21 protein-coding genes and 2 pseudogenes are annotated in these 18163 nt (G+C 62.7%); 4 read left to right on the top strand and 19 right to left on the bottom strand.

The genetic code is table 11. From position 1 onward, the window contains the following. Positions 1-544, top strand: a pseudogene (fusA, locus tag OIN59_RS25020) (elongation factor G); the annotation flags it as partial. A 421-nt stretch (positions 545-965) separates the two neighbouring features. Here the strand turns inward: fusA and OIN59_RS25015 are convergent. The 6 genes from OIN59_RS25015 to OIN59_RS24990 form a co-directional block, all read right to left on the bottom strand. After that, positions 966-1706 (bottom strand): LysR substrate-binding domain-containing protein, encoded by a 741-nt coding sequence (locus OIN59_RS25015; RefSeq protein ID WP_274114885.1) that lies wholly within the window; start codon positions 1704-1706, stop codon positions 966-968. Positions 1707-2065: 359 nt separating this feature from the next. Beyond that, positions 2066-2875, bottom strand: coding sequence for a GTP cyclohydrolase FolE2 (gene folE2 / locus OIN59_RS25010; RefSeq protein WP_274114883.1), 810 nt, complete (start codon positions 2873-2875; stop codon positions 2066-2068). Positions 2876-2894: 19 nt separating this feature from the next. Next, the gene (locus OIN59_RS25005; protein ID WP_274114881.1) at positions 2895-4127 is read right to left on the bottom strand and encodes a c-type cytochrome; all 1233 of its coding nucleotides are present in this window, start codon (positions 4125-4127) and stop codon (positions 2895-2897) included. 83 nt (positions 4128-4210) lie between these two features. Next, positions 4211-4621 carry a c-type cytochrome gene (locus tag OIN59_RS25000; RefSeq protein WP_274114879.1) on the bottom strand — a complete coding sequence of 137 codons (411 nt, stop codon included), beginning with the start codon at positions 4619-4621 and terminating at the stop codon, positions 4211-4213. After that, positions 4618-5211: a ferritin-like domain-containing protein gene (locus tag OIN59_RS24995; RefSeq protein ID WP_274114878.1), complete on the bottom strand. Its 594-nt coding sequence runs from the start codon at positions 5209-5211 to the stop codon at positions 4618-4620. The genes OIN59_RS25000 and OIN59_RS24995 overlap by 4 nt, the downstream gene beginning before the upstream one ends. A 151-nt stretch (positions 5212-5362) precedes the next feature. Beyond that, on the bottom strand, positions 5363-6082 hold the full coding sequence (locus OIN59_RS24990) for an RNA polymerase sigma factor (RefSeq protein ID WP_274114876.1): 720 nt from the start codon (positions 6080-6082) through the stop codon (positions 5363-5365). A gap of 152 nt (positions 6083-6234) precedes the next feature. On the opposite strand from OIN59_RS24990, the gene OIN59_RS24985 reads away from it, so the two are divergent. Together OIN59_RS24985 and OIN59_RS24980 are read left to right on the top strand one after the other, a co-directional pair. Next, complete coding sequence (locus tag OIN59_RS24985) at positions 6235-6996, top strand: metallophosphoesterase (protein ID WP_274114874.1); 762 nt, start codon at positions 6235-6237, stop codon at positions 6994-6996. A gap of 322 nt (positions 6997-7318) precedes the next feature. Continuing rightward, positions 7319-8764 (top strand): IS1182 family transposase, encoded by a 1446-nt coding sequence (locus tag OIN59_RS24980; protein ID WP_274114872.1) that lies wholly within the window; start codon positions 7319-7321, stop codon positions 8762-8764. Between the two features lie 506 nt (positions 8765-9270). Here the strand turns inward: OIN59_RS24980 and OIN59_RS25420 are convergent. From OIN59_RS25420 to OIN59_RS24935, 12 genes and pseudogenes are all read right to left on the bottom strand, one after another. Continuing rightward, complete coding sequence (locus tag OIN59_RS25420) at positions 9271-9408, bottom strand: helix-turn-helix domain-containing protein (protein ID WP_407655151.1); 138 nt, start codon at positions 9406-9408, stop codon at positions 9271-9273. A gap of 57 nt (positions 9409-9465) precedes the next feature. Continuing rightward, complete coding sequence (locus tag OIN59_RS25415) at positions 9466-9771, bottom strand: ABC transporter substrate-binding protein (protein ID WP_407655150.1); 306 nt, start codon at positions 9769-9771, stop codon at positions 9466-9468. Between the two features lie 84 nt (positions 9772-9855). Further along, complete coding sequence (locus OIN59_RS24975) at positions 9856-11592, bottom strand: DUF3363 domain-containing protein (protein WP_328517996.1); 1737 nt, start codon at positions 11590-11592, stop codon at positions 9856-9858. A gap of 687 nt (positions 11593-12279) precedes the next feature. Next, entirely contained in the window at positions 12280-12792 is a 513-nt protein-coding gene (locus tag OIN59_RS24970; protein WP_274114868.1) for a S26 family signal peptidase, read from the bottom strand. Next, the gene (locus OIN59_RS24965; protein ID WP_274114866.1) at positions 12789-13238 is read right to left on the bottom strand and encodes a DUF2840 domain-containing protein; all 450 of its coding nucleotides are present in this window, start codon (positions 13236-13238) and stop codon (positions 12789-12791) included. Before OIN59_RS24965 ends, OIN59_RS24970 begins: the two co-directional genes overlap by 4 nt. 77 nt (positions 13239-13315) lie before the next feature. Continuing rightward, positions 13316-13579: a chromosome partitioning protein ParB gene (locus tag OIN59_RS24960; RefSeq protein ID WP_274114864.1), complete on the bottom strand. Its 264-nt coding sequence runs from the start codon at positions 13577-13579 to the stop codon at positions 13316-13318. Beyond that, complete coding sequence (gene parA / locus OIN59_RS24955; protein WP_407655149.1) at positions 13576-14280, bottom strand: ParA family partition ATPase; 705 nt, start codon at positions 14278-14280, stop codon at positions 13576-13578. The genes OIN59_RS24960 and parA overlap by 4 nt, the downstream gene beginning before the upstream one ends. Positions 14281-14537: 257 nt before the next feature. Further along, positions 14538-15362, bottom strand: a pseudogene (locus OIN59_RS24950) (replication initiator protein A); the annotation flags it as partial. Between the two features lie 27 nt (positions 15363-15389). Further along, complete coding sequence (locus OIN59_RS24945) at positions 15390-15692, bottom strand: helix-turn-helix transcriptional regulator (RefSeq protein WP_274114860.1); 303 nt, start codon at positions 15690-15692, stop codon at positions 15390-15392. 92 nt (positions 15693-15784) lie between these two features. Continuing rightward, a complete protein-coding gene (locus OIN59_RS24940) occupies positions 15785-16324 on the bottom strand; it encodes a DUF2285 domain-containing protein (RefSeq protein WP_274114858.1) in 540 nt (179 codons plus the stop codon). Between the two features lie 13 nt (positions 16325-16337). Continuing rightward, positions 16338-16517: a transcriptional regulator domain-containing protein gene (locus OIN59_RS25410; protein ID WP_407655148.1), complete on the bottom strand. Its 180-nt coding sequence runs from the start codon at positions 16515-16517 to the stop codon at positions 16338-16340. Between the two features lie 174 nt (positions 16518-16691). Next, positions 16692-17033, bottom strand: a complete 342-nt coding sequence (locus OIN59_RS24935) for a DUF2958 domain-containing protein (RefSeq protein WP_274114856.1) — start codon at positions 17031-17033, stop codon at positions 16692-16694. A gap of 184 nt (positions 17034-17217) precedes the next feature. Between OIN59_RS24935 and OIN59_RS24930 the strand changes: the two genes are divergently transcribed. Next, positions 17218-17472, top strand: coding sequence for a helix-turn-helix domain-containing protein (locus tag OIN59_RS24930; RefSeq protein WP_328517995.1), 255 nt, complete (start codon positions 17218-17220; stop codon positions 17470-17472). 96 nt (positions 17473-17568) lie between these two features. Here the strand turns inward: OIN59_RS24930 and OIN59_RS24925 are convergent, their stop codons facing one another. Continuing rightward, positions 17569-17916 (bottom strand): DUF2958 domain-containing protein, encoded by a 348-nt coding sequence (locus OIN59_RS24925; protein WP_274114854.1) that lies wholly within the window; start codon positions 17914-17916, stop codon positions 17569-17571. Positions 17917-18163: the final 247 nt, after the last annotated feature.

Genomic DNA, 18163 nt, shown 5'->3' with positions numbered 1-18163 from the left:
GGTGAGGCTGCTGCTCGAACCTCTGCCCAGGGGCGAAGGCATCCGCTTTGAAAGCCGCATCGTCGGCGGCGCCGTGCCGCGCGAGTTCATCCCCGCCGTGGAGGCCGGCATCCGCCGTGCCGCCCTGGCAGGCGTAGTGGCAGGCTTCCCCGCCACGGACTTCGCGGCCACCCTGCTGGACGGCAGCTTCCACGAGCGCGACTCGTCCACACTGGCCTTCGAGTTGGCGGCCATGGCCGCCTTCCGCGAAGGGTTCGCCAAGGCAGCGCCCCAGGTGCTGGAGCCCGTGATGGCCGTCGAAGTCATCACCCCAGCCGACTACCTGGGCGATGCCATAGGCGACCTGAACCGCCGCCGAGGGCTGGTGCGCGGCCAGGGCCAACGTGGAAACGCCGCCACGGTCGAGGCCGAAGTACCGCTGAAAGAGATGTTCGGCTACATCGGCAGCCTGCGCGCCCTGTCTTCGGGGCGTGCGCAGTATTCGATGCAGCTGGACCACTACGGAGTGGTGCCTGCGGCCCAGGCTGCAGAGCTGGTGGGCTGAGTTGAGCGGATCGGGCCAGTTGTCCGGCACAGCCGTTGAGGGGGGGTGGACGGGAGTCTGCCCCCTTGGTGGTCAAGATTGGACCGACTCAAACATTCTGGTTGGGCAGGGTTGATGAGACACCCAGCACTTCTATTTCTCTCCAATTTTTTTGGGGGTAGGTATTGACGAATGCCAGACCCGGATAGCGCCGAGCTCACTTCGCGTCCCAGCAACTCGTAGTCCGCAATGGCTGCAGCAGCCACAGGTGCCAGAAAAGTCGTCGCTTGCAACCGCCCTTGCCTCGGATGCGAGCTATGCAGCGTTTGCGGCCACTCAGGAGGTTGTCGAAGGGCTACCGCTCTTGGCAAGAACGGAAGTTCGCAAGAATCTGTAGGGTGACTGTTCCATCTAGTTCCACCCGACGCACCATGGTGTGCCACTAACCTGAACGTAAAAGGCCCAGCAGGACCGACCGCCCCCACTGGACCAAGGGGGTGTGCCCTTGCCGCCGACTCCAATGCACCGAGACTGTGAAGTCGTTGGAGGGCAGCTCAGTTTCGAGTAATCGGAAGCGGCTGGCAGGCGTGAATTCTCGTGCGATGGCCTGAGGCATCAGGACAGCCAAATCGGTGTTCTTCACGATAGCAGGCAGTGCGAGGAAGGTCGAAGTCGTGAGCTTGATCTTGCCGTCAAGGTTTGCAGCCTGCAGCATTTGCAACGTCTGAGTGTGAGACCGCACCGCGATCCAGTCTAGAGACTGCATTTTCCGTTGGGTCAGCTTTGCCTGAACGGCGGCGCTATGCCCTGCACGCACAAGAACAACATAGCGGTCTGTCAGAAGCTTTGCATGGGCCGACGTCGTGAGCTCGGGAAGGAAGCCTATGGCCAGGTGTATGTCACCGCTGTCAAGCGCATTCCCGATCTCCTGCTGCGGCCAACTCCTAGTCGTGAGCTTGATGCCCGGCGCCACGCGCCGCATCTCGCGCATCAATGGAGGAATGAAGCGCGCCTCGCCGATGTCCGTAAGGTGGATGCGCAGCTCGGCCGACGACCGCGATGGATCGAAAGTCTTCTCCGATGCGAGGCCCGCCTCGATCAACGCCAGCCCCGACTGAACAGAACGAGCCAGGTCCTCGGCGCGCGGCGTTGGCCGCACGCCCCCTCGCGTGCGCTCGAACAAAGGATCACCCCAACTGCCTGATGGCAGGCCTGACTCGCATGCCCAGTTTGATGAACAGTTCAACTGCTCGGATTCTGTCTTCGTAGGAATACATGAACTACCTCTTGGTAGTCCAAGTTTTCGTCCGCACCCCCAAATCAACAACCAGCACGTTCGAAGACGGAAACCGGATCTGCGGGCCAACCCTTGGTTCCAAGCAGAACAATCCGGTCCGGCCCTGCCGATTGTGCGAATGCGGCGACCACAGGCGCCGTCAGCGCCAAGGAGCAGAGAGCACTAAGAAGAAGAGATTGATCACTCCTCTCCGACCCAATTTCGCCTGCTCCTCTATGGAGCGATCAGGTCGTTAAGGTACTCGTTCAGGAAGCTCCCCGCGCAGGGCGGGCAATGCACGCAAAGGCGCTGTGGTTGTGGATCGATTCGAAATTCTCCACCTTGACAACATACGCGCCCACGCGATGCTCGCCATTGAGCGCCGCAGCAACATCGCGCACCATGTCCTCCACAAATTTGGGGTTCTCATATGCACGCTCTGTGACGAATTTTTCATCCACACGCTTGAGCAACCCATAAACCTCGCAGGAACTGCTGCGTTCTGCAATGGCGATCAGATCCTCAACCTCGATCGGCTCCAAGACCTCGACTTCTATGGAAATGTGCGAGCGCTGGTTGTGTGCCCCATACACCGATATATCCCGAGAGCAAGGGCACAGACTTGTCACGGGAACGACCACCTTCAGCCACAAGGCATACAGACCTTCAGCAGACACACTTGCACGCCACTGAACGTCGTGGTCGAGCAAACTGCGCACACATGAGACAGGCGCGGTTTTTTCCACAAACCACGGGAAACACATTTCGATGGACCCGGACTGCGCATTCAGCCTACCCAGCATCTCTCGAAGTAACCCACGGAACCCCGCTGCATCCAGAGCACCCGACTGTGCCTGCAGCAATTCGACAAACCGTGACATGTGCGTACCCTTGACCTCAGCAGGTAATGCCACGGTCATGGCCCACTGCGCAACGGTGTCGGCGACCCGATCACCGCTGCGTACCTTGACGGGATAGCGCAGGCCTTGGATGCCTACGGCGCCAATCTCGAGACCCCGAGTCTCCGCACTGCTCTGAACATCGGGCAGGAGCATATTTTTTTCAGGTGCATTCATTCGAACTTTCTCCACGCTGTCACAGCGATTTCAAGTACTGGGTCAGATCCGACACATCCTGCGCGCTGAGCCCTAAGCCCAACCGAGTGTTGTAGGTCTTTGTCACATCGTCCAGCGTGGCGGCGGAACCGTCGTGAAAATAGGGGGCGTGCTGCCAAACCCCCTTCAAAGGCGTGGTGCGGTACTGGCGGGTAGCGGAGCGAGAGGCGTAGCTGGGGCTCTCGGGTTCCGCCATGGAGTCGGCTGGTGGATGCAGGCGTGAGTTCGCATCCGTGAAAGTACTACCGCTATGGCAGGTCACGCATTTTCCGGTCCCCTTGAAGATGGCTTGGCCCCGCTTTGCGGCGGCTGTGTCAAAACTGCCCGCAGGTGCAGGCGGCGCCTGAAGCGTGAGCTGATAGGCCTGCAGCGCAGGCAGTTTGGAGCTCACCAGGTCCTCTCGGCCATGGACGACGCTCAGATTCAGACGCGGCTCCGAAACCGCTCCAAGCCCGCCCATTTCGGCCACGGCCACATAGCGGTTCCAGTAGGCGATGTCCTCGCCATCGCCGGTAAACGTGATCCGGTGGATACCCGCCAAGCCATAGGCGGGCGGAATGACGACAGGTTTGCTCAGACCATCGATGTTGTGGCGCGGGTCAAACTTGCCTGGTCCCCACGCATTGAGTGCGGCCTTCGTTGCAGCATCAACGGCCGGAGACAAGGCGATGATCGCTCCCGGATTGAGATCGCGGTTGGGCCAGCCGTCCAGGCGCTTGCCAATGCCCTTGGCGAAGGAGTTGTCCACTGTCGAATGGCAAAGGGCGCAGGTGATGCCGACACGAACGAGCTTGTCCACCCCGTTGACCGTCTCCACTGTCCCTCGGACACCGACCACCGCATCGAGCTTAAGCAGCGCTACCGTGGTGGCTGGATCCTTAAGGTCCACGCTGCCGTCTTGGATGCCTGCCACCACGGCAGCGGGAAGCGCCTCTGCATCCACCTTGAGCCCTACGGACAAGGCAGTCACGGGATCGACTGCTGCCGCGATGACCTCGTGCAGTCCGAGCGCGTCGGTCCATTGGGCCTCATCGCCAAATGTGTCATATCGGAAGATGTCCCGCCCCTGTGCGACCAGCGCCGCCTGGGCGGCATCTGGGTCATCGACCGCAGCGCCCCCTCCGCAAGCGACGACAGCCGCTGCGGTCACACCGATCGCTATTGCAAGACGCCATACCGACGAGCGGCGTGTCCAACAACCTGCATATTTCATATCTTTACTCCCAACCGTCCGTAGATTCCGGCATCCCAGCAGCGCGACTGAATGCCAGATCGACCCTCGCGCCCGCGACAGCGCTAAGGAATTGGCTTGCACGCAGCACCGGGACGCGAAGCCCCCTTCAGCCAGGCGATCAGGTCCGACCGCTCGGCTGCATCTTTCACCCCGGCATAGCCCATGGAGGTTCCTGGTAAGGCTGTCATGGGGTCCTTCAAGAAAACGTTGAGCGACTTCTCATCCCATACCCACAGGCTCTCTCGCATAGCTTTGGAATAGGCGTTGTATCCGGGCGCGGTGCCAGCACGGCGCCCAAACAGCCCGCAGTGCTGGGGGCCGGTGCGATTACCCTCTATAGCGTGGCAGGCGGCACAACGCGCGTACACCTGCTCACCGCGCGCCAGCGCTGCGGCGTCCGGCGCCGCACTTGCACCGACGGCGATCAGGCCGCCCGCTAGCCCTAGCGCCACGATAAGCCGGCGCGGCTTCATGACATGAAAGCCGAAGGCACAGGAGACTCTCCCAGGACCTGGCGCAGCACGGCCCAGTGCATGGCCTCGTCGCCCAGGATGCTCGCGGCGACCTGTGCCAGCGCGCGATCCGCAAACAGGGGAACGGCGCCTAGGTATGCCGAGATGGCGCCGCGCTCCAGACCGGCCGCGAAGCGCAGCACGTCGGCTTCCACCTTGAGTTTTTCCACGGGAAACTGGTATTTATCCTTGGCTGCCACGGGCTTGCCGCCCAGCTTTTGCACCGCGCTGGCAATGGCAGCTGCATGCTCCTTGTGGTGCCCCTGGAACGCCACGGCCACCGGCAGCACCGCCTTGCTCAGCAGGCCGCTTTCCGCGCCCACCTGGTAGGCCGCCACCGCCTCCAGCTCCGCGCCAAGAGCGGTATTGAGGATGCGCACATCGGCCTCAAGCTCCTGAGCGCTCACCTTGGCACCGGCGGCCAGCGCGTCGCGCCCGCCGAGTAAAGCCACTGCGCTGGCCGACAGCACGGCGGCACCGGATGTCGACATGGCACGTCGGCGCGAGAGAAACAAGGACTGCGAGGGGACGTAAATGGAAGTGCTCTTCATGGTTTTCTCCGTGGGTTGATGAACCGTTGCGCCGACGCCTGGAACAGTCGGCAAATTTGAATAAGTTGACTCTGGCCAGGCGCGGCGCTGCTGGCCATACGCGCGGTACGGCCAGACGAGACGGCGTCGCCAGGGGATGTTTTGGCCGCGCTCAGTGCGGCGCAATGAGATGGCGCTGCTGCAGCTCGACCACCACATGGCGCACGACCTGGTCGCAGCGCTCGCCAGCAAAGGCAAATACGCTCTCGGCATGCGCCTCAATCTGGGCGCCAAGCGCATCGCGCAGCAGGGAGCGGGCGCGCAGGTACCGGGTCTTGACGACGGCGTCGCTCACCTGCAGGCAGTACGCCGCTTCGTCCACGCTCATTTCCTGCACGGCGCGCAGGATGAACACGCTGCGGTAGATGGGCGGCAGCCCCTCGATGGCGGACTGCAGCAGGGCGCGCAGCTCGGTGCGTGCCAGCACGGATTCGGGCGATACGCCTGCAGGAGCGCTAAAGAACATCATGTGCTCCGAAGAAGGCTCGTGGTCCAGATCCTGGGAGTCGAGCGGCACTGACCGGCTGCGCTTGCGAAGCGCGTCCAGCGCCACGTTAATGGCAATGCGCGTCATCCAGGTCGCCAGCGATGCCCCCCCCTGAAAATCCCGCAGCCGGGTGAAGGCGCGCAGATAGGTTTCCTGCACCACGTCCTGCGCCTCAGCGTCGTCGGAGACCACTCCGCGCGCCGCACGGAACAGCACCCGGTTGTGGCGCCGCATGATGGCTTCGAAGGCACTCTGCTCTCCTTGCAGAGCCCTCGCCACCAACTGTTCGTCGGAACAGGGGGTAGACGCGGTGGGCGGAGCATTGGTCAGGGAGAAGGACTGCATGGTGGGCTCGCTTTATTTGGGGCTTGTGACCATTGGACGCTGAAGACGCCAAAAAGGTGACAGCCCCCGAATATCCGCAATGGCCGCATGCGCAGGCTGGCCTCGTACTCCGGGCCAGAATGGTCTCTGTATCGTTGCCACGGAACCCGCCGATGAAAATCGCTCTGCTCTCTGACCTGCACCTTTCCGTGCAGCCCCTGGAACTGCCGCACACCGATGCCGACCTCGTCGTTCTGGCCGGTGACCTGCAACGCCCCTCCCAGGGCATGGCCTGGGCACGGCAGTTCAACCGGCCCACGCTGTATGTGGCCGGCAACCATGAGTTCTATGATTCCGACCTGGTTAGCACCATGGCGCTGCTGCGTAAGCAAGCCGAAGGTTCGCAGGTGCGCGTGCTAGAGCGCGAGGAATGGCGCGGCGGCGGCGCACGCTTTCTGGGCTGCACCCTGTGGTCGGACTACCGCCTGTTCGACTCGCCCGAACAGCGAGAAGAAGGACTGCAGAAAGCTCAAGCCTTCGTGCGTGACTTCAGCCGCATCGGCGTTGCCCCGGATTTCCCGGATCGCTTCACACCAGCTATTTCGCAAATGCTATTCGACCAATCGGTTGCATGGCTAGAGGATCGATTTGCCGAGCCATTCGACGGCCCTACCGTGGTGGTTACTCATTTTGCCCCATCACGCGGAAGCATCGCGAATCAGTTTCTAGGCTCACCGCTCAATGCATGCTTTGTCTCCGACCTAGAAGCGCAAATCCTGCGATGGCAACCGACTTTGTGGGTGCACGGTCATGTGCACCACAGCTGCGACTACCTGCTGGGCGATACGCGCGTCGTAGCCAACCCGCGCGGCTACGCGCCCAACGGTGTGGTCGAAAATGGGCGATTTGAGCCCAGTCTCTTAATCGACTTGTAGGCGCTGTTAGCGGGACACCCCAGATCAAGAACTCACTGAAAGTTCCAAGGCGTCGCCCACTTCGATGTCGAGGCAGCAGTCAGCTGACTTGAGTTTGAAGTGTCTCAGCAATAGCTGAACCGTCTGGTGGTTCATCGTTAAGCGGTAGATGAGTGCTGAATCGCCTGCGGGCTGGGCGATTCACAACGACCGGTGTTGGCGGATGCTGCCGTTCAGGTGCAGAGCCTTGAATGACTCCAATCAGCCGAGGCTGTATGAAAACCCCACTATCCACCGCAGCCCAAAACTAGAATAGCGGCACCCGATTCAGGCGAAGTGCCCCATGAAGCGATTCATCGAAGGCGAAGACCGACAACAGATCACCATGCTACCGGAGTGCCTGGACGACTACATCGCAGAGGACAACCCGGTGCGCGTTGTCGATGTGTTTGTCCAAGAGTTGGATCTTCGGGCAATCGATTTCGATGGGGTCAATCCGGCGGTCACTGGCCGGCCCGCGTACCACCCAGCCGTACTGCTCAAGCTCTACATTTACGGGTACCTCAACCGCATCCAGTCGAGCCGCCGCCTGGAGCGCGAAGCCCAGCGTAATGTCGAGCTGATGTGGCTGACCGGGCGCCTCGCACCGGACTTCAAAACCATTGCGGACTTCCGCCGAAGCAACGGCGCTGGCATTCGCAACGTCTGCAAGCGCTTCATCGCCATGTGCCGACAGTTGGACCTCTTCTCGCAGGCCATCGTGGCCATCGATGGCAGCAAGTTCAAGGCCGTCAACAGCCGTGACCGCAACTTCACGCCCGGCAAGATCGAAGCTCGCCAGCAGCAGATCGAGCAAAGCATCCAGCGTTACCTGGATGTGCTGGAGACAGCTGACCGCACGCAGCCCGCAGAGGTCCAAGCCAAGACGGAACGATTGCAGGAGAAGCTTCAAAAACTGCGCGAGCAGATGCGGCAACTCGATGGCATCAAGGAGCAATTGAAGAGCCTGCCCGATGGCCAGGTCTCCCTCACCGACTCCGATGCACGTTCGATGGCCACCCAGGCCAAGGGATCGGGCCTGGTGGGCTACAACATGCAGGCGGCTGTGGATGCCAGGCACCATCTGATCGTCGCGCACGAGGTCACAAACGTTGGCAATGACCGTGCACAGCTGCACAACATGGCCAGTGCCGCAAACAAGGCCATGGCAAGTGAGAGCCTGCAGGCGTTCGCTGACCGGGGTTACTTCAGTGGTCCGCAGCTCAAGGCCTGCGAAGACGCTGGCATCACAACCTTCGTGCCCAAGCCGATGACATCGAACGCGAAGGCCGAGGGGCGCTTCGACAAGGCCGACTTTATCTACATCGCCAAGGATGACGAGTACCAGTGCCCGGCGGGCGAGCGTGCGATCTATCGGTTCAAAACGGTCGAGAAAGGCCTGAGCCTGAGCATCTATTGGTCAAGTGCCTGCTCCAAATGCCCTCTCAAAGCGCAGTGCACGACCAGCAGCAATCGGCGCATTCGCCGCTGGGAGCACGAAGAGGTGTTGGAGCGGGTGCAGCAACGACTGGACAGCAACCCCGAGGCAATGACATTGCGCAGGTCCACGGTGGAGCATGTCTTCGGCACGCTCAAGCACTGGATGGGTTCGACGCACTTCATGACGAAGACCCTCAAGCACGTGGGCACCGAGATGAGCCTGCATGTGCTGGCCTACAACCTCAAGCGGGTGATGAGCGTGATGGGTATCGCCCAGATGATCCAGGCGATGCGGATGGTGAAGGCGTAAGGCCTTTGTGGGCCTCTACCGGCCGAGAAAGGCCTCAGGAGGGCGACAAAAATCTCCAGGCGCGCCAGAAACGGCGCTGCAACGGCACTGCTGGAAAATGCGGCCCAGTGCTGCGGGATGGAGCCGGCCCGAATGCTCGTTGAGCGTTTCCACACAGCCTCAGCCTGTTGCCGACCTCCCCAGAGGAGATCGCTTTGACAGCTCCTGACCGTATTCGGCCAAATGAAGAGGATACTCGCAGCAACTTTTTTAAACGATCAAGTGCCTGAGCGATTTAGCCTGTGAAGGACACGCACCCCACGGCGGGGCAGATTTGCGTGGAAGTCAACACACCGAGTGCTGTGCGATCAATGTAGGTCTGAACTGCCGTGATTCTGATGCTGGATTTGGACTGCTTTCCAGCAGAAGGAATTGTTATTGGACCGCGACTGAACAGTCGATTCGGTCATTTACCTCGCTGAAATCAGATCTGCCACCGCAGCCCACTAGATGCCATATCGTTTGAGTCAATAGGCGAGTTGGGAGCGGGTCAGACCCAGTTGCCGTGCCGCCTCCGACACGTTGTACTTTGTGCCACCAGTACCTTGCGGTACAACAAGTCGCGGATCAAGACCTACCTTGGCTCTCGCAGCCTCATCGAATATCGGGTGAACCTTGGACTCGCGGCATAAAGCCAGTCCAAGTTTTGCTCCGTCAACCCTTCAAAACTTCAACCGGCAGTTGTCACTGACAACCCCAATATCCACAAAATTTGCCCCCTCCCGTGCTTGCGGTGAGAATCTGACACGAAAGCCCGCTACGCTGAAATCGCCCATCTGCTCAAACGCCCTGCGAACCCCGGTCCGAGAAAGAGACTCATTGCTGCGATCCATCGCTTCTGCGAAGACCCTCCAGGCGATGTAGCCCTCAAAGGCGTACTGACTCGGCACTGCCAACTTGGGCGCATGCTGCCTCCAATCGCGCTGGAAGTCAGTAGCTACCTGCTGAAGATTTTGGAGAACATGCAGCGCCTGGACGATGACTGGGTCAATGGCAGCAATGATGATGATGCATCGGGGACGAATGCTTCACAAAGGTTGAGCTCAATGTTTCTAGACACTGCGTTGAGCACCGAAACTCCAACTCGGCCCCCTCTCTCTCAGCAGTGAACTTATGCTCTTTCCGAGGTAGTGTTCGACTACAGGCCGCCAAGGCACGAGGCTAAACCTCGACCCGTCGTCCAAAACTGCAAACCTTCCACTCACCAGTTGAATAGACAAGCGATAGACGCCGCTGACGGTTTCGCCATCTCTCACCGGCCGCCACGTCCTCCCGGTCTCCTGCTGCAGCTTTTCCCCTACCACTATCAACTCACGGTCCTGCAAGGTTGCCAGCAAGTTGCGAGCGAAGACAACGCGCAGTCCCCTGCGCTCGGCCAGCCCCTCCCCCACCAAAAAATTCACACGCCGCGACATCGCCTCCCGCACCTGCGCCCCAAAGCCTTGCGCGGCCGGTTGAGGCGAACCACTGGCCACCAACTCCCGGTCCAGCCAGGTGGTTCCCACAGCCTTGATCTGCTGCTCCAAGGGGAGGTGCGAACGCAGTTCAACCGCATGCCCGGGGTCCTTCCGTCCCCCGTGTCGCTGGACCTTCTGCAACAGGTCGGGTGGCACAGCCCAGACACCATCAGCCACTCGTTCAACGATCCCCCTGCGACGCAATGCCTCCAGCCGGCGAACGTGGACTTCGACCGTAGCCTGCGGATCCCGATCTCCAGTCTGCACAAGCTCCGCGCGGTGGTGGGCCGTGGTGTAGATCCCCTGCTGGGTCAGATCCAGCACCATGCGGTCCACTACACGCTCCCGTGCCTGCGGTTTGCACTCAACGATGCCACCCACCGGCAGCTCAGCCAGATCAGCGTTCGCCTGCAGCCGGAGGTAATACGCCCGCCCGTCAACACAATCAATCACCAGGTAGGGCCGGTCATGCAATTCACCGTCCAGTCCCTTTGCAGCGATACGCCCCACCATAGCTACATCCGCCTGTGGATCGGTCACCAGCTCCCGCAGTTCCCTCTTCATCGCCCGGTGCATGGTGCGCAGGATGTCACCGCGCTCACCCATCGTTGTGAGCGTCTGCTCGATCCTCTGCGCCAGGCGCCACCGGTAGGCATCGAGATGCTCGGCAAGGCCCATCGCCTCCAGACGCTGCAGCCGGGCGCGCAGCAGCGTGAGACGCTGGGCTTCCAAAGTCCCTGAACCACGGTCAGGCGAGTCCTTCAGTTCCACGACATCCACCACAGCCTGCCGCTGAAGTTGCCGATCCAGTCCCGTCCATCGTTGCTGATCCACTTCATGCTGCTGGCTCTGCCGCATCTCCAGTTCGGTACGCGGCCCCAGCCATTCCGTCGCCAACTCACAGGCACGTTGGCGCATGCCGTGGGCCATGTAACCGGGCGCGATGACCAGGTCCGCTCCCCTGCCCTCGCCCGAGCGCCCACGCAGCACAACGTGGGTGTGCGGGTTGTCTGTATCCCAATGGTCGACAGCCACCCAGTCCAGGCGGGTTTCCAGATCGACGGCCATGCGCGCCATCAGTGTGCGCGTGTACCCACGCAGATCTTCCAGTTCCCCGGCATCCTCCACCGACACGATGAAGCGGAACTGGTGCCGATCACCTTTGCCCCGCTCCTCGAAGGCCTCCAGGTCGGCGACATCCGTGTCCGGGCCATAGGCCTGGCCCTTCTGCCCATCGCGGGTTGTGCCATCGCGCTCGATGTAGCGCAGGTGGGTGGAAACCGATCGGGCGCCCGCCTTCCTGAGTACCACAAACCGGGACTTGACCACCACGCGCCGCGCATTCCTGCCCAGTCTCTGGCCCGCGATGCCAGCCGCCACCCGCCCCCGGCCAAACGTAGACGCCGGGTGCATGCCTCTACTCCCTGACGCCTGGGCTCCGGCCCTGGAAACCGCCTTTAGCACCTGGCTGATCAGGCGCTGCGACCGTGGTCCAGCACGCGCCGTTGGCGCACCAGGACGGACCTTGAATCGCCCCTCCTCCGCCCCATCCTTACGCGCGGCCATGGCGCCCACTCCAGCGCGCCTGGGCGCAACGGATCGGAAACAGCACGCTCTCGGCGCCCGCTGCAGACCGAATCCAGCCCCGGTACGGCACCGCATGCGCCCAGCATGGTGCCGTGCCCAACCCACGTGCAGACTGGCTTGGCAGGCACTTGCGTGCCGGCCCTTTTATCTTGCCCTCCGTCTCCGCCTTCCGCATCCGCTCCCAGCTCCGCCCCACCGCCAGCCACGCACCGAGCGCGCAGCGCTGCGCCAAAGGCAGCGACGATGCAGCAGGCGCTGCACACTGGCGGCAGGATGTCTGCACGGCGGAATGCAGTCCGCGCGCAGGCGCGGGAGCAATTCGGCGGCATCGGCGCTGGACCACTGAGCATGGCAGTAGTGCACGCCGAACGCAGGCCTGCAGTTGGCAGGAGCGCATCGCACACTCCTTGCAGAAGCGATAGGCCGTAGCTCTCATGGCGTGCTCCAGGTCCACAGCGGGTGCGCGCTGCCAATCACCGCTGACGCATCTACGGGACCGAAGTAGCGGCTATCGAACGACGCCGGATGCACATTGCTGAGAAGGAAAACCTCCTCAACGGCAAGCGTTCGGCACTGTGCCCAAGGCTTCAGCCGCCGGTACGCACCGTCCTGCGCCAGCACCGCCGCCACGACCACGCCATCAATGCGCACGAGCCCCGCCCCCACGCACACCAATTGCGGCGACACAGCGCCGATCCGCTTGAGCAAAGGAACGCCCGCAGGCAGGTATCCGCGCTGTGCCGCGAGGGCCGCCACACCCGCAGGGATGCGGACCAGCACGACGCCACCGACATGCAGCGAGTCAGGCGATCCAATGCGGTACCAGCCACGAGGCACGCTGTCGCTCGGGTTGTAGACCAACCGCGCGGGGAGCTGCACCACCGCTGGCGCACACAGCGCAGCGACGCCGATGCTCATGCAGGCCAAGGCCATGCGGCGATTCATCGCAGCGCCTCGCGCGCAAGGTGAGCCGCATGCCGCTCGGCCGTATAGACTGGCAGCGGCTGCCGTGCAGCCAATCGGCTGCCCACTGTGCGCCAGTAAGTGGCGGCAACGGTGCAGGGGTTTATGCCCAGTGCCTCGATGGCATCAATGGCCGCAAGCACCGCCTTGACCTGCATCTCGCCATCGGCACGCAGCAGTATGCGCGCGCCCGGCAGCACACCCGCTACGCGCTGGGCGTCTTCGAAGGGCGTCGGCGCCTGCATCACCAGGAGCTGCCAGAGCACCGTGCCATAGATATTGCCGATCCACTTCACACGACAGCAAACGGTGCCTGGCATGAACATCGCCACGCGCCGCCAGCGGTCCAGAATGATCTCTGCCGTCGGCTGGCCAAACCGCAACCAGACGTTCACCCGATCTTCGACGAAAGCGAGCGAAACGCGCATGCGGGTCGGCCTCTGCGGCACCCTCGCCTGCAGCGGAGTCTGCCGGACGGCTGGCGCCAGATGGGATAACGGCGCCATCATGCCACGTCCTCCGGATACTCGCGCTCCAGCAACTCGCGCAGCATGTCCGCCGCTGTGATGCCACGCCGGAACGCTACAACCTTGATGCGCCCGCGCAGCGCCGGTGTCACATCGATGGTGAGCCGCGCGGTGTAGATGGAGGCCTTGGCCGGTATCCCAGGCGCGTCCGCCTGCCGCACCCAGTTTGACGCAGGATCTGCACCGGGCCTGCGTCCGATCGGCACCCTGTGCGGCGTCACTACTGGAGGGAGTGCCGTCATCGCAGCACCTCCCGCACGGCCTGCGCGAGCGCCACGATCTCACGTGCGGCCGCACACTGCGGCGCCACTTCGCATGCCAGCCGCCCTGCTGCCACGCTATCGGCGAACACGATGCGCTGCGAGACTTCCGTCTCCAGCGCAGCGAATGGCTGATCCGCGAGCGCTGCACGCGCTTCGCGCCCGATCACTGTCCCGACCACGCGCCGGTTGATCACGAAGGCCGCGCGCAGCTGCGGCCGGAACACCCGGGCCTCCGTGATGAGCTGCACCATCTCATGGCTGGCCCACACGTCGTAGGCGCTCGGCTGCACCGGGATCAGCACCAGGTCCGCAGCCAGCAGCGCGGAGCGCGCAAGCGCCGCAACCCTTGGTGGCCCGTCGATCACCACAAAATCCGCCTGCAAGGCGATTTGCGGCGCTTCCTGGTGCAAGGAGTCCCGGGCCAGCCCGAACACCCCGTAGAGCCGTTCCTGCCCGCTCTGGAGCCGGCGCTGCGCCCAGTCGAGCGCGGAGCCCTGCGGGTCGGCATCCAGCAGCGTGACACGGCTACCTTGCAAGGTCAGCTCGCCCGCCAGGTGCGTTGCGAGTGTGGTCTTGCCTGCCCCGCCCTTCTGGTTGAGCAGCGCGATCACTTTGCCGGGGCGGCGGCCTTGCCTTTCTGGTGAAAGACTCTGGAGTTCTGGAATTACCTGATTTGCCATCGCTGAACCATTGCTCAAATTTTGAGCAGTGCCTGCTCGCGCGCGCGTGACTTCCATTTATGTATCCCTTTAGATGTTTAGGGAGCGCCCAAACCGTTGCTGGGCGTTGGTTTCCGGGCGATCGGTGCGGGCAATCCACCGATACTTCTGCGGGTGATCCCCCGAGGGTCGTGCGGGCGATCCACCGAGCCCATCCCCAAGCCATCCACAGGTTCTTCAACAGAATCTGTGGACAAGTCGCTCCGGGGTCGGTTGCCCGGGTCGGGCAGAAAGGCCAACCACTCGATGCCCCCACTGCGCTCAATGGACAGCCAATAGCCCGGCAGCGCCTGGCGCCGTGCCAGGTGGCGTACCTGGATCGCAAAGTCGGAGGGGCGCTGCAGGCTGCCCGACTTCAGGTGCAGGTGGCGCATGTCGAATCGCCACCCCGCCTGCTGTCGTCCACCGTGCTTGCGCACCAGCCGGTACAGCCAGCGCTCGATCCCCCCGGAAAGCCGGAAATACGTCGGATCGAGCGTGAGCACCAGCCCCTCGTCCATCACACCGGTGAAGAACCAGTCGGCCAGAATGAGTTCGATGCCGTCGGAACGCCCCCCCGGCTGGACATACTCCTTCCACTCGTTGATCCAGGAGAAGCGGTGCACACGCATGGCGCCATTCGGGCGCTCGCGCTGGCGCAGCGTCGTGGCGACGGTGGTGGACTGCAATCGGTCCAACGCGGCCCGCAGCGCCAGGTAGTCGCTGCGGCCGGTTCCCCGTTGCGCGAAGCGCAGGATCTCGTAGGGCGTGGCCACCATCAGGCGCGAAGGCGCAATGCCTTCCTTCTTGGCCTGGATGATCTGGCTCGCCGCCCAGATCAGCACGTCGGCATCCCAGATGGTGGCAATGCCGTGCTCGGGTACCCCCTCCACCGTGAGAGAAATTCCGCCCGCTTCAAATCGGATCGGCACAATGCGCGGCGACTTGGCCAGCGAGAAGAACGGGTAGGCCATCAGGTCCTGCGCATCGCGCAGCGCCATGTCGCTGCCCGGGAGCGCGCGGAACAGCGAAAGCTGCTCGCGTTCGTTCGGGCGCTTTGACATCCGTTGTGCCTCTCTCGTCAGGTCAGATCAACGGACGGAGTCACGCTGCACGTAGCCGGGGTCCGAGGTCATGCCGAAGGCGCGGCCTTCGGCCCAGGCCCGCAGATCGGCAGCCGCATAGACCACCCGCGCGCCGAACTTGCGGAAGCGCGGTCCGCCACCCAGAACGCGCTGCTTCTCCAAGGTGCGCGGTGAGAGCCGCAAAAAGGCGCCCGCTTCCTCGGTGGTCAGGAACTCAGGATTTGCAGGAGCTGCGGGGACAGCCCTCAGAGGAGGCTGCGGCGCAGCCACTGCAGCTGTGCGGGACGGGAAAGAACTGCCAACGGCCATGACGGACTCCATCGCTGTCGATGGGCCGCAAACCATTCGCGGCCCGATGGAGGCAGTCTCGGAAATCGGGCCCGATCCAGGCAGGGAGAGATTCAGCGCACCGGCTCGTCTCCGGGGGGCTTTGCAGCGGGATCCAGCACACCCGCCAGGGATAAGTACCCGCCATGCATGAACGCCTCAGCCCGCCGCAGCAGGTGGCGCACTTGCGCACGCAATTCGCCATCCTCGTGCCAGCGCAGGACGACGGCTTCGAGGCCGAACAGGGCCTGGGCGATGTCGCGATGCGACGCTCCCGACTGTGAAGCATCGAGCGCCTGCAGGGCACGCAAGTGCAGCAAAGCGGAACGGGTGGCCGACCGCACGTGCGAGATCTGAGGCGCATGGCCTTCCAGGGCCTGTGCCTGTTCGCGGTACCCGTCGAGCTGACCGCGAAGCCCCGGAGTCAGCGGCACGGCACCCGCATAGGCATCACCATCCTCCAGCATGCCTGAGAGCGACAAGCGCATGCGCAGCGCGCTGAGATCTGCGGTGAGTGCCAGGTCGTGGCCGTCCATCACCAGGCGCTTGCGCCCGGGGATGCGCCACAGATCGAACCGGCGGGTTGCGGCACCGTGCGCATGCACGGCACGCACATGCAGCAGTCCATCAGAGGACGACAGCCACAACGGTTGCGCAACCCGTCCGTCGAACTCTGGATCTTCGGCGACATCGCAACCCCCAGCGGGCAAAGGACACCACGCGCTTGCGTCGGGCCCAATCCGCGCTGTAGCCGGGGTGGCGACGCAGGTACTCCCAAGCGAGGGCTGGATCGTCGAGGTCCAGCACGTACAGATAGGCGGCCGACACGCCCCACGGGGCATGGGGAAGATCTTCGGGGGTGGGTGTGGTCACGGAATCCTCCAGCAAAAAGGGGAAACCTGCCACAGAGGGAAAGTTACAGGGTCGCTATCTCGGCGACGTCACGTCGCGCACCGGGCGATCGAGAAAGGATTGTGTCAATCAGTCGTTGATCGAGCCGTCGCGCTGCGCGTCGGCCAGATAGCCCGAGAGCGTCTGGCGGGACTTGAAATGCGGATCGGCCACGATGCGCATGCCCCGGGGGCCCCGCACACCCTCCAAGGCGGAAAGGCTGACATACCCCAGTTCGGGACTCCCCGTGCCTGCATCGCACAACCCGAACGCCCGGTCTCCATCGGCATCCAACTCCGTCAGCAGCCACACCGCCCCAGCATCCAGCGTGTAGAGCTTCACGACCGGCAGAGGATCCAATGCCTCACCACGCGCACGCGCTGCGCCGTTGGCCAACATCTGGCTTTGCTGTTCGTTGGTAAGAAAGGGCATTGTGGTCGTATCTAAGAGTTACATCCTAGTACAGAACGCAAACACTTCAGCGGGTATCCCGTTTAAGGGCTTCGGTACCCGTCATCGCATGCCACGTGCGTCCGGCCTGTAGTACCAGTGGATTTCAGTAGCACTCCTTTCTGGGTATCTTATCCCGTGGTGTTATTTCCCGTCACCCGAGACAGTGACGGTTGTGGCCAAACCGTCTCCGTCTTTCGCAAAAGACCCGATCCTCATCGCAATAGGCGATGCGATCAGACGTACGCGTGCCACTCGCAATATTTCTCAGGAAGCACTGGCCGACCTCGCTGGCATTGATAGGTCCTACATGGGTGGAATCGAGAGAGGCGAGCACAACGTGGCAGTGATCAACCTGAGCAAGATCGCCGAGGCGCTTGAGGTTCGCCCATCCACTCTTTTAGCCGCTGCGGGCATTTAGCTGTTCCTCATCGCGAGCGCATCGGCCCCGAACAAAGCACCGAAGCGACCGCCTATGCCACAGTCCCGGGCGCCACCGAAGCGGCGCCCGGGACTGCTACGCGACAATCCGGCCCGCAAGACGCGCCTCACGCGCGTAGACACTCAGCCGCTTCTGCGCAGTGAAAGGCAGGTCCCGTTCCACTGGAAGCCCCAGCCGGCCGCGCACGGTCGCAAGTTCTGCCAGGCTGACCCAGCCCAACTCGGGATAGCCCAGACCCAGGTCGCACAGCCCAAACACATGGTCGTGATCGTCGAGGTCCATCTCGGTCAGCAGCCAGGTCGCACCGGCATCCGGGGTGAACAGCTTGACCACCGGAGCGGGGTCGAAGTTTTCCTGTTCGAGGGATTGCCGGCCATTCGCCAGCAGTTGTGCGCGTTGTTCGTCCGTGATGAGCTTCGTCATGGTCTTCTCCTTGGAAGGAATCAGGGCGGGATTGCCCGAGACCGGAAGCAGCATGGCGCAGCGCAGCCGTCAGGGTTCGCAGACGGCCGCCAGGACGCAAGCGTGCACCGCACGCGCAGACCTTGACGGCGAGAACGTGCGACCTGCAAGTCGCTTGAATTTCTGTTTCACGGAGGTAGATATGACCTGATGAAACCGGCTGTTCCATCAGCCGTTCCCTACCCGGACATGCGGAGCTGGCAACGGC

Source organism: Acidovorax benzenivorans (assembly GCF_028680575.1).
Taxonomy (GTDB): Bacteria; Pseudomonadota; Gammaproteobacteria; order Burkholderiales; family Burkholderiaceae_C; genus Acidovorax; species Acidovorax benzenivorans.
The sequence above is the reverse complement of the archived record's forward strand: the minus strand, read 5'-3'. Positions and strand labels throughout refer to the sequence as shown.

Bases quoted from the DNA above. Each gene is read 5' to 3' on its own strand.
- OIN59_RS24935 (WP_274114856.1), bottom strand. From the start codon at position 17,033: ATGCCCTTTCTTACCAACGAACAGCAAAGCCAGATGTTGGCCAACGGC.
- OIN59_RS24995 (WP_274114878.1), bottom strand. From the start codon at position 5,211: ATGAAGAGCACTTCCATTTACGTCCCCTCGCAGTCCTTGTTTCTCTCG.
- OIN59_RS24960 (WP_274114864.1), bottom strand. From the start codon at position 13,579: ATGACGGCACTCCCTCCAGTAGTGACGCCGCACAGGGTGCCGATCGGA.
- OIN59_RS24945 (WP_274114860.1), bottom strand. From the start codon at position 15,692: ATGGCCGTTGGCAGTTCTTTCCCGTCCCGCACAGCTGCAGTGGCTGCG.
- OIN59_RS25000 (WP_274114879.1), bottom strand. From the start codon at position 4,621: ATGAAGCCGCGCCGGCTTATCGTGGCGCTAGGGCTAGCGGGCGGCCTG.
- OIN59_RS24925 (WP_274114854.1), bottom strand. From the start codon at position 17,916: ATGACGAAGCTCATCACGGACGAACAACGCGCACAACTGCTGGCGAAT.
- OIN59_RS24985 (WP_274114874.1), top strand. From the start codon at position 6,235: ATGAAAATCGCTCTGCTCTCTGACCTGCACCTTTCCGTGCAGCCCCTG.
- OIN59_RS24970 (WP_274114868.1), bottom strand. From the start codon at position 12,792: ATGAATCGCCGCATGGCCTTGGCCTGCATGAGCATCGGCGTCGCTGCG.
- OIN59_RS24990 (WP_274114876.1), bottom strand. From the start codon at position 6,082: ATGCAGTCCTTCTCCCTGACCAATGCTCCGCCCACCGCGTCTACCCCC.
- OIN59_RS24980 (WP_274114872.1), top strand. From the start codon at position 7,319: ATGAAGCGATTCATCGAAGGCGAAGACCGACAACAGATCACCATGCTA.
- OIN59_RS24965 (WP_274114866.1), bottom strand. From the start codon at position 13,238: ATGCGCGTTTCGCTCGCTTTCGTCGAAGATCGGGTGAACGTCTGGTTG.
- parA (WP_407655149.1), bottom strand. From the start codon at position 14,280: ATGGCAAATCAGGTAATTCCAGAACTCCAGAGTCTTTCACCAGAAAGG.
- folE2 (WP_274114883.1), bottom strand. From the start codon at position 2,875: ATGAATGCACCTGAAAAAAATATGCTCCTGCCCGATGTTCAGAGCAGT.
- OIN59_RS25005 (WP_274114881.1), bottom strand. From the start codon at position 4,127: ATGAAATATGCAGGTTGTTGGACACGCCGCTCGTCGGTATGGCGTCTT.